Origin of the sequence: Nocardia sp. NPDC050793 (assembly GCF_040654065.1) — a bacterium.
Lineage (GTDB): Bacteria > Actinomycetota > Actinomycetes > Mycobacteriales > Mycobacteriaceae > Nocardia.
On sequence record NZ_JBFAHG010000009.1, the window covers coordinates 276,370 to 289,196 of the forward strand.

Genomic DNA, 12,827 nt, shown 5'->3' on the forward strand with positions numbered 1-12,827 from the left:
TCGACCGGTTGCGGTCAGTTCAGCGGATACACCGTAACCGTGTGACGCAAACGTTCGCGATCGCGGTGAGTTTGATCCCGCTGGAACCGGGAATAGCGGATTCGTAATACAACTTTTCAGCGCACCAGGATTCTCATGATCATTCTCATAGGGCTGATCGTCCTGATCGGCGCGGTGATCGTCGGCGTCGCCGCTGTGGCGGCGAATACCGGCGAACTGCACACGTCGACAGGCGATTTCGCCGTTTTCGACTATCACTTCACAGCGTCCGCGGGAGAGGTGTTCCTGTACGGCACGGTGATCGGCGCTGCGGGAGCGCTCGGGCTGCTCCTAGTGCTGACCGGGCTGTGGCGCACCTCCCGCCGCGGCAGCGAGGCGCGCAGGGAACTGCGCAGGTCACGCCGGGAGATCGCGGCTGCTCGCCGCGATGCTCCGCCGCCGCAGGCACGGCCCGTCGCGCCACCGCCCGGCAACAAGCCGGTCTGGAGCGCGAATCGATTCCTGCGCCGACCGTCCGGAACCGCGCCGCTGGCGGGCGCTCCCGGCGGCAAGACGCAGGCTCCTACTGCCGGCTGACAAGTCAACGGTTGACCAAGAAGAAAGGGATGGAACCGTGATTGTTCTCGGATTGATACTGCTGATCGTGGGCTGGTTGCTCGGGATCGGATGGCTGACCACGGCGGGCCTCATCGTGCTGATCATCGGCGCGGCGCTCTGGATCGCCGGTTCGGTGGGGCGTCCGGTCGGCGGCCGCAGGCATTATTACTGAGGTCAGCGATGCGCGACGAAAATTACCGCAGGAATAGTCGTTTCGATCATCGAATTCAGGCCGCGCGTGGTCAGGTGAAGAAATTCTTCGGCCGTGCGACCGATAATCCGCGGCTGTCGGCGGAAGGCCGGCGGGACCAGGTCTTCGGCAACTTGAAGCAGGCCGCGGGCAAAGTGCGGGACGCGTTCCGGCGCTGACCGATCGCCCGATGTCGGCCGAGAGCACAGTACGTACTCCCGGCCGACATCGGCATGCGCGGGCACGGATGCCGCCGAGCGGTCTAACGGCCGCCCGGACCGCCGGAACGCTGGCGCAGGTCGGCCGCCGCGCTGTCCAGCAGATCGCACACCTGGGCGTCGTCGACCGGGGTGAAATCCCCGTACCACCTGGCGATCGACGTGACCACTTCCGCGCCTTCCAGGCAGACGACCTGGTCGACCTGCCCGCCCAGCGCACGGATCGCGGAGGCCGCGCCGACGGGCGCCGCCAGCGCGACGCGCTCCGCCCCCGCCGCCCGCACCACCTCGACGGCCGCCCTGGCCGTGACACCGGTCGCGATGCCGTCGTCCACGATCACCGCCGTCCGGCCGTGCAACGCGAGACTGGAGGCACCGCCACGATAGCGAATGACGCTGCGGGCCAAGTCGGCTCGCTGTTCCGCCTCCAGCTCCGCCCGGCCCGTTTCGGAGACGAACGCGCGCGCCAGAATCTTGTCGTCGATCACCCCGACCCCGCCCTCGCCGACCGCGCCGAACGCCAGGTCCGGCCGGTAGGGCACCCGCAGCCTGCGCACCATCGCCACCGTGAGAGGCGCGCGCAACGCGCCGGCCACCTCGTAGGCGACTGGAACGCCACCGCGGGGCACTCCGAGCACCACCGTGTCGGCGTCGCGAAAGTGGGCCAACCGCAGGGCGAGTCGCCGACCCGCCGCCCGGCGATCACGGAAGGGCATGCTGGGCCTCCGGACTCGGACTTCGGAAAGCACCGAAGTCTACGCCCGGCCGAAACCGCTGCGGCGGCGGGGAGCTCGGGGCTCCGTTCAGATTCCGGCGACGTCGGCCAGCTGCCCGATGCCGTAGGTGACCAGCATGGCCAGCGCGCCGCCCAGCACCACCCGCAGCACCGCGCGGACGGGATCGCTGCCGCCGAGCCTGGCGCTGATCGAACCGGTGAGCGCCAGCGCCAGCAGTACCGCGGCGACGGTCACCGGAATGCGCGCGGTGACCGGCGGCAGCAGGATCGCCAGCAGCGGCAGCAGCGCACCGAGGGTGAACGCGATCGCCGAGGAGAACGCGGCCTGCCACGGATTGGTGAGCGCGCGCGGATTCAAGCCGAGTTCGGCCTCCGCGTGCGCGGTGAAGGCGTCGTGCGCGGTGAGTTCCTCGGCGACCTTGCGCGCGGTGTCGGGGGAGAGTCCCTTGGCGCGATAGATGTCGGTGAGTTCCGCGAGCTCGTAGTCGGGCACCTCGGCGAGCTCCCTGCGTTCCTTGGCGAGCAGCGCTCGCTCGGAATCCCGCTGGGTGCTGACCGACACGTACTCACCGACCGCCATCGACAGCGCACCGGCCGACAGACCCGCGATGCCCGCCGTGAAGATCGCGCTCGTGGTCGTGGTCGCCGCGGCTACGCCGACCACGAGCCCGGCCGTCGACACGATGCCGTCGTTCGCGCCGAGCACGCCGGCGCGCAACCAGTTCAGCCTGGTCGCGAAGCCACCCGCGTGCGGCTCGTGCGGATGAGAACCGTTGATCGTCGAGTCCTCCATGTCCGCACGGTACGCCTAACCGGCGGCGGTGACCTTCGTGCGGAGGTGATCGGCCAAGCGGACGGCAAGCGCGACGATCGTGAGCGTCGGATTGGCATGGCCCGTGGTGGGAAACACCGAACTGCCCGCGACGAACAGGTTGTCCATGCCGTGCACCAGGCAGTCGGCGTCGACGACGCCATCGCGCGGGTCGGCCGACATCCGGGTGGTGCCGGTCGGGTGCGCCCAGTCGGTGAGCTCCAGCGGCAGCGCGCTGTCCGGTGCGGCCCAGTCGAACAGGGTCGGCGCCGCGAATCCCAGTCTGGCGAATTCCGCCACCGCCAGCGCGGCGGCGCGGCGCACCGTGACGTCCTCCTGGTCGTGCACCCGCCAGTCGATCCGCGCCGTCGGCATCCCGAGCCGGTCGGCGCGATCGGTGAGGGTGACCCGGCTGTCCCGGTTCGGCGCCTGTTCGACCATGCAGCGCAACTCGATTCGATCCAGCTTGTGCGGCAGTCCGGTGTGCTGGAGAAGGTGCCGTCGCGCACCGGCGAGCAGCAGTCCGGAGTTGGCCAGCGCGACCTTCGCGTCGTGGCGGTCGCCGCGACCGCGCAGCAGTTGCTTCACCGAGTCCCACGGATCGTCCGCGGCAGGCACCTCCTGTAACCACAACGCGCAGTTCAGCAGACCCTCACCGGCTTGGATCTCGGGTGCGAGGGCCACGCCGTGCAAGAAGGTGTGACGGCCGTGCGGCGTCTTGACCACGTACTTGCCGAAGCGCTGCGTGATCGCCTCGGCCGCAGCGGGTTCCAGCGCGCCGACCGCTCCGCAGCGGTGGTCCATGAGATAGCGCCCGACCTGGTCGTTCCGGTTGCCGAGCCCCTCGGGCCGGGCCCGGCGCGAGGCGAGCAGCAGGCGTGGATTGCCGATGCCGCCGGTCGCGAGCACCACCGCGCGGGCACACACGGTTCGCGGTCGCTGTTCGGCTCCCGCGACTTGCAGCGTCTCGACGTGTGTGCCGTCCGGATCGGTGTCGAGATGGGTGACGGTCGCGCCGACGATCACCAGAACATCAGGCGCGGTGAGTCTTTCGATGTGCGCGCCGAAGCGCTTGCAGTCGAACGGGTCGGCGGGGTCGCGGCTGATCTGCCAGAAGTAGGAGCGAAACCGCCGCGGGTCGAGCGTCTCGGCCGGGCGGGCTCGTCCGGCCAGTTCCCAGAAGCCGTCGTCGGTGAAGCCGCTGCCGTGGCCGATACCGATGTGGCAGGCGGCGCGGGGCAGGTAGGGCTCCACATCGCCGGGGCCGATCGGCCATCCGGAGCCGGGAACCCAAGGGCGGTGGCGGAAGTCGAGTTCGTCCAGCAGCGCGCAGCGCCCGCTCCACGAGTGCGAATTGCCGCCGAGGATCCGGTCGCCCGCGATCCGGCCCGGCTGCGCCCGGCGCGCGCCGATGTTGTCGTAGTCGTCGAGTGCGTTTGTCGCGTCCGAGGATTCGCGCCCGCCGCTCTCCAGCACCAGCACGCGCAGCGTGGAATTCGCCAGCTCGGCCGCGATCGTCAGTCCGGCGGGCCCGGACCCCACCACGCACACGTCGGCGGTCAGTTCCTCGTCCCTGACCGCTGCCAATTCTTCGATCCGCACGGTCGCCCTCCCCGCAAGCCAGAAACCCCGACCGGCGGGCCGTCGACCGGTCCGCACGTGACGCTCACTGTACGAGGCACGCGTCGGCCACGCGCCGAAAAGCTGTGGCGGCGAAGAAGTTCGGTAACTTTTCAGGACCCGACGCGGCGGGTGCGCCGGATGGGCACCGGGTGCGGGATCAGCTTGCGGTGCGCGAACTGCATGCCGCCGAGCAGCGCGAGCGCCAGAAGTGCGGTGACATAGTCGCCGACAGCGAGCGATAGCACCGCGAAACCTCCGAGCAGCGGTAGTTCCAGCAGGGCGCACCAGCCGAGGATTCGTAGTCGAGTGGCATTGGCGTCCAGCCAGCGCACGCCGTCGTCGATGATCTCGCCCGCCGTGACCGGACAGACCATTCCGTCGCCGACCTGAACGAATCGATGCACCGCGTCGTCGCGAGTGAGTTCGCCGAGCCAGGCCAGGTCGATGAGCCGCTTGCCCTCTTCGGCAACCTCTCGGACCGTGTCCATGCGACCCCTTCCGAGTCGATATCCGGGCCGAAGTCTATGCCGACGGAACCCGGCTTCCTAGAGGTGATCCCCGCCGCCTGACCTTGTCCGCGCCGTGCCGCGCCGACCCGAATACTCACCGCGGATGCCCGGAACACAGGCGAGCTGCGGCCGAGCTCGCCGGGACGCTCGGCTGTCCCGATACGGTCGAACCACTGGTCAGAGAGGGCGCGACCCCGGAGGCGGTGACCGTGCCGCGGGTGGCCGACGTCGTCCTGACCCCGTGCTGTCCAAGGAGTCGGCGACTGGGTGCGATGAGTCTGTGGCCGAGAACGTTTCGCGCCCGGCATCTTCGCGCGCATAGCACGGGGTGGACCGGTGCGGGCGTGCGGGACGGGTGCTGGCATGCTGACCGGCATGATCACACTGCGGTACTCAGGGGCACGCCTGCTGGCGGGGATTTCGGCGGGCGTCATGCTGCTCGCCGGTTGCGGCGGGAACGACGAAGCGGCGACGAATTCGGCCGCGCCCACCACCCCGCGTGACCAGCTACTGCTGTCGGAGTCCGAATTCCCGGCCAACACGAAGAAAGTGGACCTGCCCAAGGACCGCCTGGAGACCGCGGCCGCCGATCTGGCGGGCACGCAACAGAATTCCACCATCACCCCGGCGGACTGCGCGGGCACCCAGCAGGATCTGGGCGCCTCGACCAAGGACCTGCTTGCCGAAGCGGCGGTCGCCGGCGCCACCGACGACAAGGCCGGACTGATGTTCGTGGAGTTCGTCGCCGGCCGCACCGCCGATCTGGCGCAGATCACCGAGGGAAACAAGAAGTGCGGTGAGGTGAGCGCGACCTCGACGGTAGAGGGAAAGCAGATCACCTCGGTGGTCAAGGTGGAGAACCTCGCCGCTCCCGCGGGGCTGAAGGGCGCCGAGGCCATCGTCTACCGCTCGGTCAGCACGTCGACCGTCGGCACCGGCAAGCCGCTCACCTCCACCGCCTACCAGGGCATGGCCGTGCTGCGCGGCACCACCGTCGTGGTGCGCGTCGCCGCGCTGAAAGACTCGCTGGACGAGGCCGCGTTCGAGAAGTTCTTCGTGGACGCCGTGGAGAAGGTGCGCAAGGCCGCGTAGCCGACTCACCCTTCCGCGCGGCGGAGCGCCGTGGGCGTTCGTCCCCACCGGAGACGGCGGGAGTGTCCGCCGCGGCGCTCTGATCGCGAATCCTCACCCGAAACGGGTGAGGCTTTCCGCGGGTGCACCGGCTGGGATGGACATCCAGGTTTCTCCTTCGCGGAAGGGAATGCAGATGACCACACCGGAAACTAGTCACCCGGTTCGGCAGGGCATCGCGGCGGGCACCTCTATCGGCGCCGCGATCCTGCTGCTGACCGTTGGCGTACTGCAGATCTTCGAGGGTATCTCGGCCGTCGTCGATGACGAACTGTTCGTCGTCGGGGTCGAATACGTGTACAAGTTCGACATCTCCACCTGGGGCTGGATCCACATCGTGCTCGGCGTGATCCTGGTGATCTGCTCGATCGGCCTCATGACGGGAAGCACCTGGGGCAAGGTCGCGGCCATCGTCATCGCGGCGCTCGCGATCATCGCCAATTTCCTCTGGCTGCCCTACTACCCGTACTGGTCGATCCTGATCATCGCCCTCAGCATCGTGGTGATCTGGGCGGTGTCGACCTGGCGGCCTGCCGACGAATACTGAGGGCGGCGTGGTCGATACGGTGGGCCGATGGCGGAGACGATCGCCGTCGGCCGCGCGCAGTGGCTCGGTCACCGCTGGCGCCGCCACGGCCTGAACGGGCGAACGAACGGCGGTGCGCTGGACGACCTGCTGCTGCTCGGATTGCAGGACGGTCGGTTCGGCGGCGCCGCTTACGCACTGCGGCAGCGCACCGAGCGCATCGGCTCCACCCCGCTCGGCCGGGCGATCGATCCGGCCGGGCCATTGGTGAGCTGGTGGTCGATGCGCGGAGCACCGCACGCGCACCGGCTGGCCCAGCTGGACGTGGTGCGTGACGCGCTGGCGCCGCGCGCCTCGGACGAGGGCGGTGCGGCGCAGGCCGACGCCGTCGCCGAGGTCGCCGCGGCGCTGCGCGCTGTCGTTACGCGGCCGATGCCGAAGGCCGAGGTCAGCACGGCGGTGACCGCGCGGGTGTCGCCCGCCCTGGTGCGCTGGTGCGAGCGCTGCGGAGCGGAGCACGTGCCGGACGGGCTGTTCCGCGCAGCCGGGTGCCAGGCACAGATCGTGCTCGGGCCGGAGGTGAATCGGGCGACGATGCTGTACCCGACCCCGGACCATCCCGCCGTCGGCGTGCAACAGCCGCGCCTGGCGCTGTTGCGGGCGTTCTTCCGGGTGAACGGACCGACCACCCGTCCGGTCTTTCGCGACTGGCTCGGCGTCGGCGTCGACGAGCCGTGGCGTGCGGTGGCGGGCACGCTGGTGCGAGTGCTGGTGGACGACCGGCGCTACGACCTGCCCGAATCGCTGCTGGACGAGGTGCGCGGTGCGCCGCCGCCGGAAGGAGTCCTGCTTGTTCCGCCCGGCGACCCCTATCTGCGCCAAGCGGATCGGTCGCTGCTCGTCCCCGACCGGGCTCGGCGGACACAGGTGTGGCGAGCGCTGTCCGCACCGGGCGCGGTGCTCGTCGACGGTGAGGTGGCGGGTGTGTGGCGGTACCGCCGTGCTCAGCACCGGATGGCGGTGAGCCTTTTCGAACCGCTTCCGCGCGGACGTCGCGGGGAGATGGAGCGGAATGCGCAATGGCTGACCGGAGACGAGCGGCTGCGCTTCGACTTCGACTGAGCCGCGATCAGACACACCGACGTTCCCACACATCGCGTGCACGCTTCACATAGGCACCGCCTCTGTAAGGCGTACGAAAAGTGTGTGACGTCGGAAATGGCGCAGGGCCTCCATCGGTGCTCAGCTGGGGGCCGACGGTCGCGGTTCCGTGCGTCGGTCACGGATCGCTTGCGCCACTTCTTCCACGGCCGTGCGCACCGTCGCACCGTACTCGTCGTCACCGAGTGTGTGCAGGCAAGCGCGGGCGGCGTCGATCTGATATCCGGCGGCCTCGAACGAGCCGAGGCGGCGGTAGTTGTCGGCGAGGTTCAGGTGCAGCGACGGGTAGAAGCCGCGCACGTTCAGTCCCGCGTGGTGGCGGCGCACGCGTTCGTCGGTGAGGCTGTCGGCGGCGTCGAGTGCACGGACGTCCCAGGTGAGGGCCTGGGCGGCGTCGTCGTGCAGGTCGGCGAGGTGGTGCGCGAGGGTGCAGCGGTGCAGTGGATCGCCCTGCGGGCCGAGTTCGGTCCACAGGGCGGTCAGCAGCGTGCGCGCGGTCTCGCGGTCGCCCGCGCGGCCGAGCCCGACCGCGTGGGTGATGGCGTCCATGGTGGTGTCGGTTGTCGCGGTCATCGGTCGTCCTCCGTGTTCGGAACGAATGTGGGCATGACGAGGGTGGTGAGATCGCCGTCGGTCGCGGAACGGACGACGACGGGTTGGTCTGGGGCGGCGAGGTCGACCATGAGATCCGGCCCGACCGCGCTCGCGACGGCGGGGCGAAGGACCGTCGAACGGAACGCGAGATCCATGGGGGCGCCGGTGACCACGGCGGGCAGGCGGGTTGCGGCGACAGCGCCGGAGACCGTGAGAACTGACCCGTCGACGGCGCAGACCAGGCTGTCGTCGCCGGCAGTCTCCAGCAGGTCGAGCAGCGCTGTCCGGGGCATGAGCACTCGGGTGCGCACCGCGGGCAGTCCGTCGAGCACCACGCGGTAGTCGGGGAAGGGTTCGGCGATTCCGGCGCAGTCGTGCTCGGCGTCGCCGGAGGTGAGCGCGAAGCCGGATTCGCGCGGCGCGAGCACGACCTCGTCGATCGAGTCCAGCCACGGGCGCAGCGACGCGAGCGTCGCGGCCCCGACCACCGCCGACCACTCGCCGCCGTCCCGCAGCGGCGCGATCGTGCGCGTCGACAGCCGATATCGGTCGGTGGCGGTGAGCGTCAGTGCGGTCGCATCCGCCTCCACCAGGATGCCGGTGAGCACCGAGTCGTCGACCGCCGCGGCCGGGCCCACTTGCGCTATGGCGCGCGCCAATTCGGCCGCAGGCACCGCGGTGCCGTGCCCCGCCCCGAGGGCCCGTTTGACCTGCGCCGCGACTCGCGCGGCCGCCTTCGCCCGCCGCTGTAACTCGGCGACATGCGCGTCGAGCAATCGTTCGGCGCGGTCCAGGTCGGCCGCGAGCACCTCGGTGATGGCCTCGAGCGATAGGTCGATGCCGCGCAGCCGCCGGATCAGGACCGCGCGCTCGCACTGCGAGCGCGTGTAATACCGGTATCCGGTCGCCGCGTCGACCTCGGCGGGCGCGAGCAGCCCGCAGTCGGCGTAGAACCGCAGCGCGCTCGCGGTCAGGCCGCTGGCCCGCGCCAACGCCCCGATGGTGATCAACTCCTCGACCCTGGAACTCCGCACCGGGCCATCATGGAGTCTCAACCAACGTGAAGGTCAACCGCGCACCTCAGGCCCGGTGCACCGGCCCGTGCGGCTCGGCGCAGTGCAGATCGATGCGCTGCGCATCCGGATCGGACACGTGGTCCACCTGCAATGTCGTGTGCTCCAGGCCGAACTCCGCCAGCAGCACCCGCTCGATCCCCAGCCGCACGGCGTGGCAGTCGGCCCGGTCGTCGACCAGGATGTGCGCCGACAGCGAGGGCTCGCCCGAGGTGATCACCCAGACGTGCAGATCGTGCACCTCGCCGACCCGCGGAATGGTGACGATGCGCGCGCCGATGGAGTCGGGATCGAGGTGTGCGGGCGCGGCCTCCAGGAAGATCCGCCCCGATTCGCGGACCAGCGCCCAGCCCGCCTTCAGCATCAGCGCGGCGACCACGAGCGCCGCGATGGCGTCGGCGCGCGGATAACCGGCCAGCCACACCACCGCGCCCGCGATGGCCGTGCCGATGAAGGCGTACATGTCGTTGAGGATGTGCTGGAAGGCACCTTCGACATTGAGGCTGGTGCGGTTGGCGCGGCTGATGCACCACGCGGCGACGATGTTGACGACGATGCCGATCAGCGCGGTGACGAAGACCAGCGGGCCTTCCACGTCCGGCGGGTGGATCAGCCGGTTCACGCCCTCGTAGACGAACCACGCGGCGAGCAGTAGCAGGGTGATGCCGTTGGCCTGCGCCGACAGGATCTCCGCGCGCTTGTAGCCGTAGGTGTACCGGCCGCGCGCGGGACGCTTGGACAGTCGGATGGCGATGAGCGCGAGGACGATCGACGCGGCGTCGGTGAGCATGTGCGCGGCGTCGGTGATCAGCGCCAGCGACTGCGCTATCAGACCGACCACTACCTCGGCCGCCATGAACGCGACGATCAGTGCGAGCGCGATGCTCAGCCAGCGCGGGTCCGAGTCGACGGACACGCCGTGATCGTGGTGGTGCCCGTCGCCGTGGTCGTGGCTGTGATCATGGGAATGCCGCAGCTCACCGGCGCGGTCGTGTTCCCGCGCCGCGCTGTCCGCCGGTTGCCGCGGCGACACGCATTGATCTCCCATGAGCGAACGTCCCTTCCCTGTCGGATGGCTGCCGCGCCACAGCCTAGCCTATCTTGCAGACATGCGCATGTCTGCATTTATTTGGAGGTGTAGGGGGTTGCCAAGACGGGTACCCGCACTCGGCGCGCCACCGCGGTGCGCAACTGTGATCTTGTGCGGTGCACTGTCGTTCGGACCTGCGGTTACGATGCGGACGGCGCCAGCGGGTGATCGGTGACACCATCCGCTCGGCGCGAACCTTCCGGTCGCGGAAGACCGGCTCGTGGACACAAAGGGGTATGCGATGGACAGGCCGGCGTGGGCGCCCGAGGGCGTGGATATGCAGCAGGCGAGCCCGGCACGGATGTACGACGCGCTGCTCGGCGGCTCGCACAATTTCGAGGTCGACCGCAAGGCCGCCGACTTGGGCAAGCAGCTGGTGCCCGATCTGCCGCTGGTCGCACTGAGCAACCGGGCCTTCCTGCGCAGGGCGGTGCGCTACCTGGTGAACGCGGGCGTCCGGCAGTTCCTCGACATCGGCTCTGGCATCCCCACGGCGGGCAACGTACACGAGGTGGCGCAGCGGCTCGATCCGGAGATCCGGGTGCTCTACGTCGACATCGATCCGGTCGCCGTCGCGCACTCGAAGGCGATCCTGCGCGACAACGACCGCGCCGCGGCGATCGAAGCGGATCTGCGCAAGCCCGAGGAACTGCTCGGCAAGGTTCGCGAGACCGGATCGATCGATTTCGATCAGCCCGTCGGGCTACTGCTCGTCGCGGTGCTGCACCTGCTCTCCGACGAGGACGCGCCCGCCGAGAAGGTCGCCGCGATGCGCGCGGCCGTGCCGAGCGGTTCCTATGTCGCGATCTCGCATCTGACCTCCGAGCTGCGGCCCGAAGACGCAGCGCAGCTCGGTGCGAACGCGGCACGGCAGAGCAAGGTCGGGATTCACTTCCGCTCCGCCCCGGCCATCGCGGCTATGTTCGACGGATGGGACCTGGTCGAGCCGGGTGTGGTGGAACTACCTGCCTGGCGCCCGGAATCCGAGCGCGATCTACACGAGGCGCCCGGCCGATCGCTCGGCCTGGCCGGGCTCGGTCGCAAGGGCTGAGGCCGGGAATGTCGAGGGCGCCGGTCGGACGGGCAGGAGGTCGCGGATAGTGGGTCTGCGTGAGCTGGCGTTGCGGTGGGCGGACGCGCTGGACGGCGTCGTCGCACCCACGCTCACGCGGACCGAGACCGAGGCGATGCTCGCCGATCTGTCCGAGCTGCTCGTCGCCGCCGTTCGCGGCGACGGTGAGCCGCGCGACGCCCACGACGCGGCCGTTGTGCTGGTTGCCGCGAACTACCGCGACCCGCTGATGGTCAGCCGTTCGATCCCGGTGATCTGCCACGACATGGTCGAGGAGGTCTGCGCGCCGGGTGACGCGGACTACGAACGCGTCCGCGAGCGCGCGGTGGCGGTGGCGGCCGAGTTCGCCGCTGGCTGCACCGGCGCGTTGCGTGCGGCGGCGCTGTCCGAGCAGGAGACGACGCTCGGCGCGGCGCTGGCCGCGGCGCGGGATGCCGAAGCGCGGCGCCAGCTTTCGGAGGCCAGATTCGAGGCCGTGTTCGCGGGCGCCTCGGTCGGCATCGGCACCGTCGACGTCACCGGGCGCGTGCTCGCGGTGAACGCCGCCTTCGCCGAGATGCTCGGCCTGCCGCAGGAGCAGATGCGGGGGCGCACGGTGGCCGAGGTGCTCGGGCCCGCCAACATCGGGCGCGCCTACGGACGGTTCAGGAGCATGCTGGCCGGGGAGGTCGATCGCTTCCGCTTGGAGACCACGCACGTCCGCCCGGACGGCGGCTTGGCGTATATCGACCTGTCGATGTCGGCGGTGCACGACGCCGACGGGCACATCCAGTTCCTGATCGGCGTGGCCGTGGACGTCACCGAGCGCAAGCAGCTGTCCGACCGGCTCTGGCACGATGCCCACCACGACAACCTGACCGGGCTGCCCAATCGGCTGCTCTTCTTCGATCGGCTCGCGAGCGCTGTGCCACCCGTCGGCCTGTGCTACCTGGACCTGGACGGCTTCAAGACGGTCAACGACGAGTGGGGACACACCGTCGGCGACCGGGTGCTGCACGAGGTGGCCCAGCGCCTGCGCGCTTCCGCCGAATCGCTCGGCGGCCTGGCCGCCCGCATCGGCGGCGACGAGTTCATCGTGCTTGTCGAGCGCTGCGCGGGGGAGCCGCAGCTGACCTCGGTCGCCGACGAACTGCGCGCAGCACTGGCGACGCCGTTGCGGGTGGCGGGTCATCCGGTGCACGTCGGCGCCAGCGTCGGCACCGTGTTCGTGGTGGACCGCCCCAGCGCGATCGATGCGCTCATGCACGCGGTGGACACCGCGATGTACCGGGACAAGACGAGTCGTTCGCCGCGCGGTCCCCAAACGGCCTGACGTCTCAGGCGATATCCGCGACGGGTTCGGCCAGCGAGCTGTCCCCGGCCTCGGCGATCACCGCGCCGTGCTCGCTGATCAGCCACCGTCCGCACACGCAGCGCAGATAGCGGATCTCGCCGTGCGCGGACACGACCGTGGGGGAGGGCCAGGAGCAGGAAGGGCAGATGGCGGACATGTGCTC

16 protein-coding genes are annotated in these 12,827 nt (G+C 69.9%); 8 read left to right on the top strand and 8 right to left on the bottom strand.

The annotated features are described in order from the left end of the window. The first annotated feature begins 135 nt into the window (after positions 1–135). The 3 genes from AB0H50_RS28105 to AB0H50_RS28115 are packed head-to-tail and all read left to right on the top strand — an operon-like array spanning position 136 to position 966. The gene (locus AB0H50_RS28105; protein ID WP_357458227.1) at positions 136–576 is read left to right on the top strand and encodes a hypothetical protein; all 441 of its coding nucleotides are present in this window, start codon (positions 136–138) and stop codon (positions 574–576) included. 37 nt (positions 577–613) lie between these two features. Further along, positions 614–769: a hypothetical protein gene (locus AB0H50_RS28110; RefSeq protein ID WP_357458230.1), complete on the top strand. Its 156-nt coding sequence runs from the start codon at positions 614–616 to the stop codon at positions 767–769. An 8-nt stretch (positions 770–777) separates the two neighbouring features. Beyond that, positions 778–966, top strand: coding sequence for a CsbD family protein (locus tag AB0H50_RS28115; RefSeq protein ID WP_357458232.1), 189 nt, complete (start codon positions 778–780; stop codon positions 964–966). 83 nt (positions 967–1,049) lie between these two features. Here the strand turns inward: AB0H50_RS28115 and AB0H50_RS28120 are convergent, their stop codons facing one another. The 4 genes from AB0H50_RS28120 to AB0H50_RS28135 form a co-directional block, all read right to left on the bottom strand. Further along, positions 1,050–1,721, bottom strand: a complete 672-nt coding sequence (locus AB0H50_RS28120; RefSeq protein ID WP_357458234.1) for a phosphoribosyltransferase family protein — start codon at positions 1,719–1,721, stop codon at positions 1,050–1,052. A gap of 87 nt (positions 1,722–1,808) precedes the next feature. Then, positions 1,809–2,534: a VIT family protein gene (locus tag AB0H50_RS28125; protein ID WP_357458237.1), complete on the bottom strand. Its 726-nt coding sequence runs from the start codon at positions 2,532–2,534 to the stop codon at positions 1,809–1,811. 15 nt (positions 2,535–2,549) lie between these two features. Then, complete coding sequence (locus tag AB0H50_RS28130; RefSeq protein ID WP_357458239.1) at positions 2,550–4,154, bottom strand: GMC family oxidoreductase; 1,605 nt, start codon at positions 4,152–4,154, stop codon at positions 2,550–2,552. Positions 4,155–4,285: 131 nt separating this feature from the next. Further along, the gene (locus tag AB0H50_RS28135) at positions 4,286–4,663 is read right to left on the bottom strand and encodes a hypothetical protein (protein WP_357458242.1); all 378 of its coding nucleotides are present in this window, start codon (positions 4,661–4,663) and stop codon (positions 4,286–4,288) included. Between the two features lie 396 nt (positions 4,664–5,059). On the opposite strand from AB0H50_RS28135, the gene AB0H50_RS28140 reads away from it, so the two are divergent. From AB0H50_RS28140 to AB0H50_RS28150, 3 genes are all read left to right on the top strand, one after another. Next, positions 5,060–5,776: a hypothetical protein gene (locus tag AB0H50_RS28140; RefSeq protein WP_357458245.1), complete on the top strand. Its 717-nt coding sequence runs from the start codon at positions 5,060–5,062 to the stop codon at positions 5,774–5,776. Between the two features lie 169 nt (positions 5,777–5,945). Further along, positions 5,946–6,362, top strand: coding sequence for a hypothetical protein (locus tag AB0H50_RS28145; protein ID WP_357458247.1), 417 nt, complete (start codon positions 5,946–5,948; stop codon positions 6,360–6,362). A gap of 27 nt (positions 6,363–6,389) precedes the next feature. Then, positions 6,390–7,463 (top strand): crosslink repair DNA glycosylase YcaQ family protein, encoded by a 1,074-nt coding sequence (locus AB0H50_RS28150; protein WP_357458249.1) that lies wholly within the window; start codon positions 6,390–6,392, stop codon positions 7,461–7,463. 120 nt (positions 7,464–7,583) lie between these two features. Here the strand turns inward: AB0H50_RS28150 and AB0H50_RS28155 are convergent, their stop codons facing one another. Genes AB0H50_RS28155 through AB0H50_RS28165 form a run of 3 tightly spaced genes read right to left on the bottom strand, consistent with a single transcriptional unit; the run spans position 7,584 to position 10,085 of the window. Continuing rightward, entirely contained in the window at positions 7,584–8,075 is a 492-nt protein-coding gene (locus AB0H50_RS28155; protein ID WP_357458252.1) for a hypothetical protein, read from the bottom strand. Beyond that, entirely contained in the window at positions 8,072–9,130 is a 1,059-nt protein-coding gene (locus tag AB0H50_RS28160) for a MerR family transcriptional regulator (RefSeq protein ID WP_357458254.1), read from the bottom strand. The genes AB0H50_RS28155 and AB0H50_RS28160 overlap by 4 nt, the downstream gene beginning before the upstream one ends. 46 nt (positions 9,131–9,176) lie before the next feature. Further along, the gene (locus tag AB0H50_RS28165) at positions 9,177–10,085 is read right to left on the bottom strand and encodes a cation diffusion facilitator family transporter (protein ID WP_357458257.1); all 909 of its coding nucleotides are present in this window, start codon (positions 10,083–10,085) and stop codon (positions 9,177–9,179) included. A gap of 415 nt (positions 10,086–10,500) precedes the next feature. On the opposite strand from AB0H50_RS28165, the gene AB0H50_RS28170 reads away from it, so the two are divergent. Both AB0H50_RS28170 and AB0H50_RS28175 read left to right on the top strand, forming a co-directional pair. Next, positions 10,501–11,310 carry an SAM-dependent methyltransferase gene (locus tag AB0H50_RS28170; protein ID WP_357458260.1) on the top strand — a complete coding sequence of 270 codons (810 nt, stop codon included), beginning with the start codon at positions 10,501–10,503 and terminating at the stop codon, positions 11,308–11,310. A gap of 49 nt (positions 11,311–11,359) precedes the next feature. Further along, positions 11,360–12,643: a sensor domain-containing diguanylate cyclase gene (locus tag AB0H50_RS28175; protein WP_357458262.1), complete on the top strand. Its 1,284-nt coding sequence runs from the start codon at positions 11,360–11,362 to the stop codon at positions 12,641–12,643. Between the two features lie 4 nt (positions 12,644–12,647). On the opposite strand, the gene AB0H50_RS28180 is transcribed toward AB0H50_RS28175, so the two are convergent. Then, positions 12,648–12,821: a hypothetical protein gene (locus AB0H50_RS28180; RefSeq protein ID WP_357458265.1), complete on the bottom strand. Its 174-nt coding sequence runs from the start codon at positions 12,819–12,821 to the stop codon at positions 12,648–12,650. Positions 12,822–12,827 lie beyond the last annotated feature (6 nt).

What these genes read in the sequence shown, in the direction of transcription:
- AB0H50_RS28125 (WP_357458237.1), bottom strand. Translation starts at nt 2,534, where the DNA reads ATGGAGGACTCGACGATCAACGGTTCTCATCCGCACGAGCCGCACGCG.
- AB0H50_RS28115 (WP_357458232.1), top strand. Translation starts at nt 778, where the DNA reads ATGCGCGACGAAAATTACCGCAGGAATAGTCGTTTCGATCATCGAATT.
- AB0H50_RS28155 (WP_357458252.1), bottom strand. Translation starts at nt 8,075, where the DNA reads ATGACCGCGACAACCGACACCACCATGGACGCCATCACCCACGCGGTC.
- AB0H50_RS28180 (WP_357458265.1), bottom strand. Translation starts at nt 12,821, where the DNA reads ATGTCCGCCATCTGCCCTTCCTGCTCCTGGCCCTCCCCCACGGTCGTG.
- AB0H50_RS28135 (WP_357458242.1), bottom strand. Translation starts at nt 4,663, where the DNA reads ATGGACACGGTCCGAGAGGTTGCCGAAGAGGGCAAGCGGCTCATCGAC.
- AB0H50_RS28170 (WP_357458260.1), top strand. Translation starts at nt 10,501, where the DNA reads ATGGACAGGCCGGCGTGGGCGCCCGAGGGCGTGGATATGCAGCAGGCG.
- AB0H50_RS28150 (WP_357458249.1), top strand. Translation starts at nt 6,390, where the DNA reads ATGGCGGAGACGATCGCCGTCGGCCGCGCGCAGTGGCTCGGTCACCGC.
- AB0H50_RS28140 (WP_357458245.1), top strand. Translation starts at nt 5,060, where the DNA reads ATGATCACACTGCGGTACTCAGGGGCACGCCTGCTGGCGGGGATTTCG.
- AB0H50_RS28120 (WP_357458234.1), bottom strand. Translation starts at nt 1,721, where the DNA reads ATGCCCTTCCGTGATCGCCGGGCGGCGGGTCGGCGACTCGCCCTGCGG.
- AB0H50_RS28145 (WP_357458247.1), top strand. Translation starts at nt 5,946, where the DNA reads ATGCAGATGACCACACCGGAAACTAGTCACCCGGTTCGGCAGGGCATC.
- AB0H50_RS28105 (WP_357458227.1), top strand. Translation starts at nt 136, where the DNA reads ATGATCATTCTCATAGGGCTGATCGTCCTGATCGGCGCGGTGATCGTC.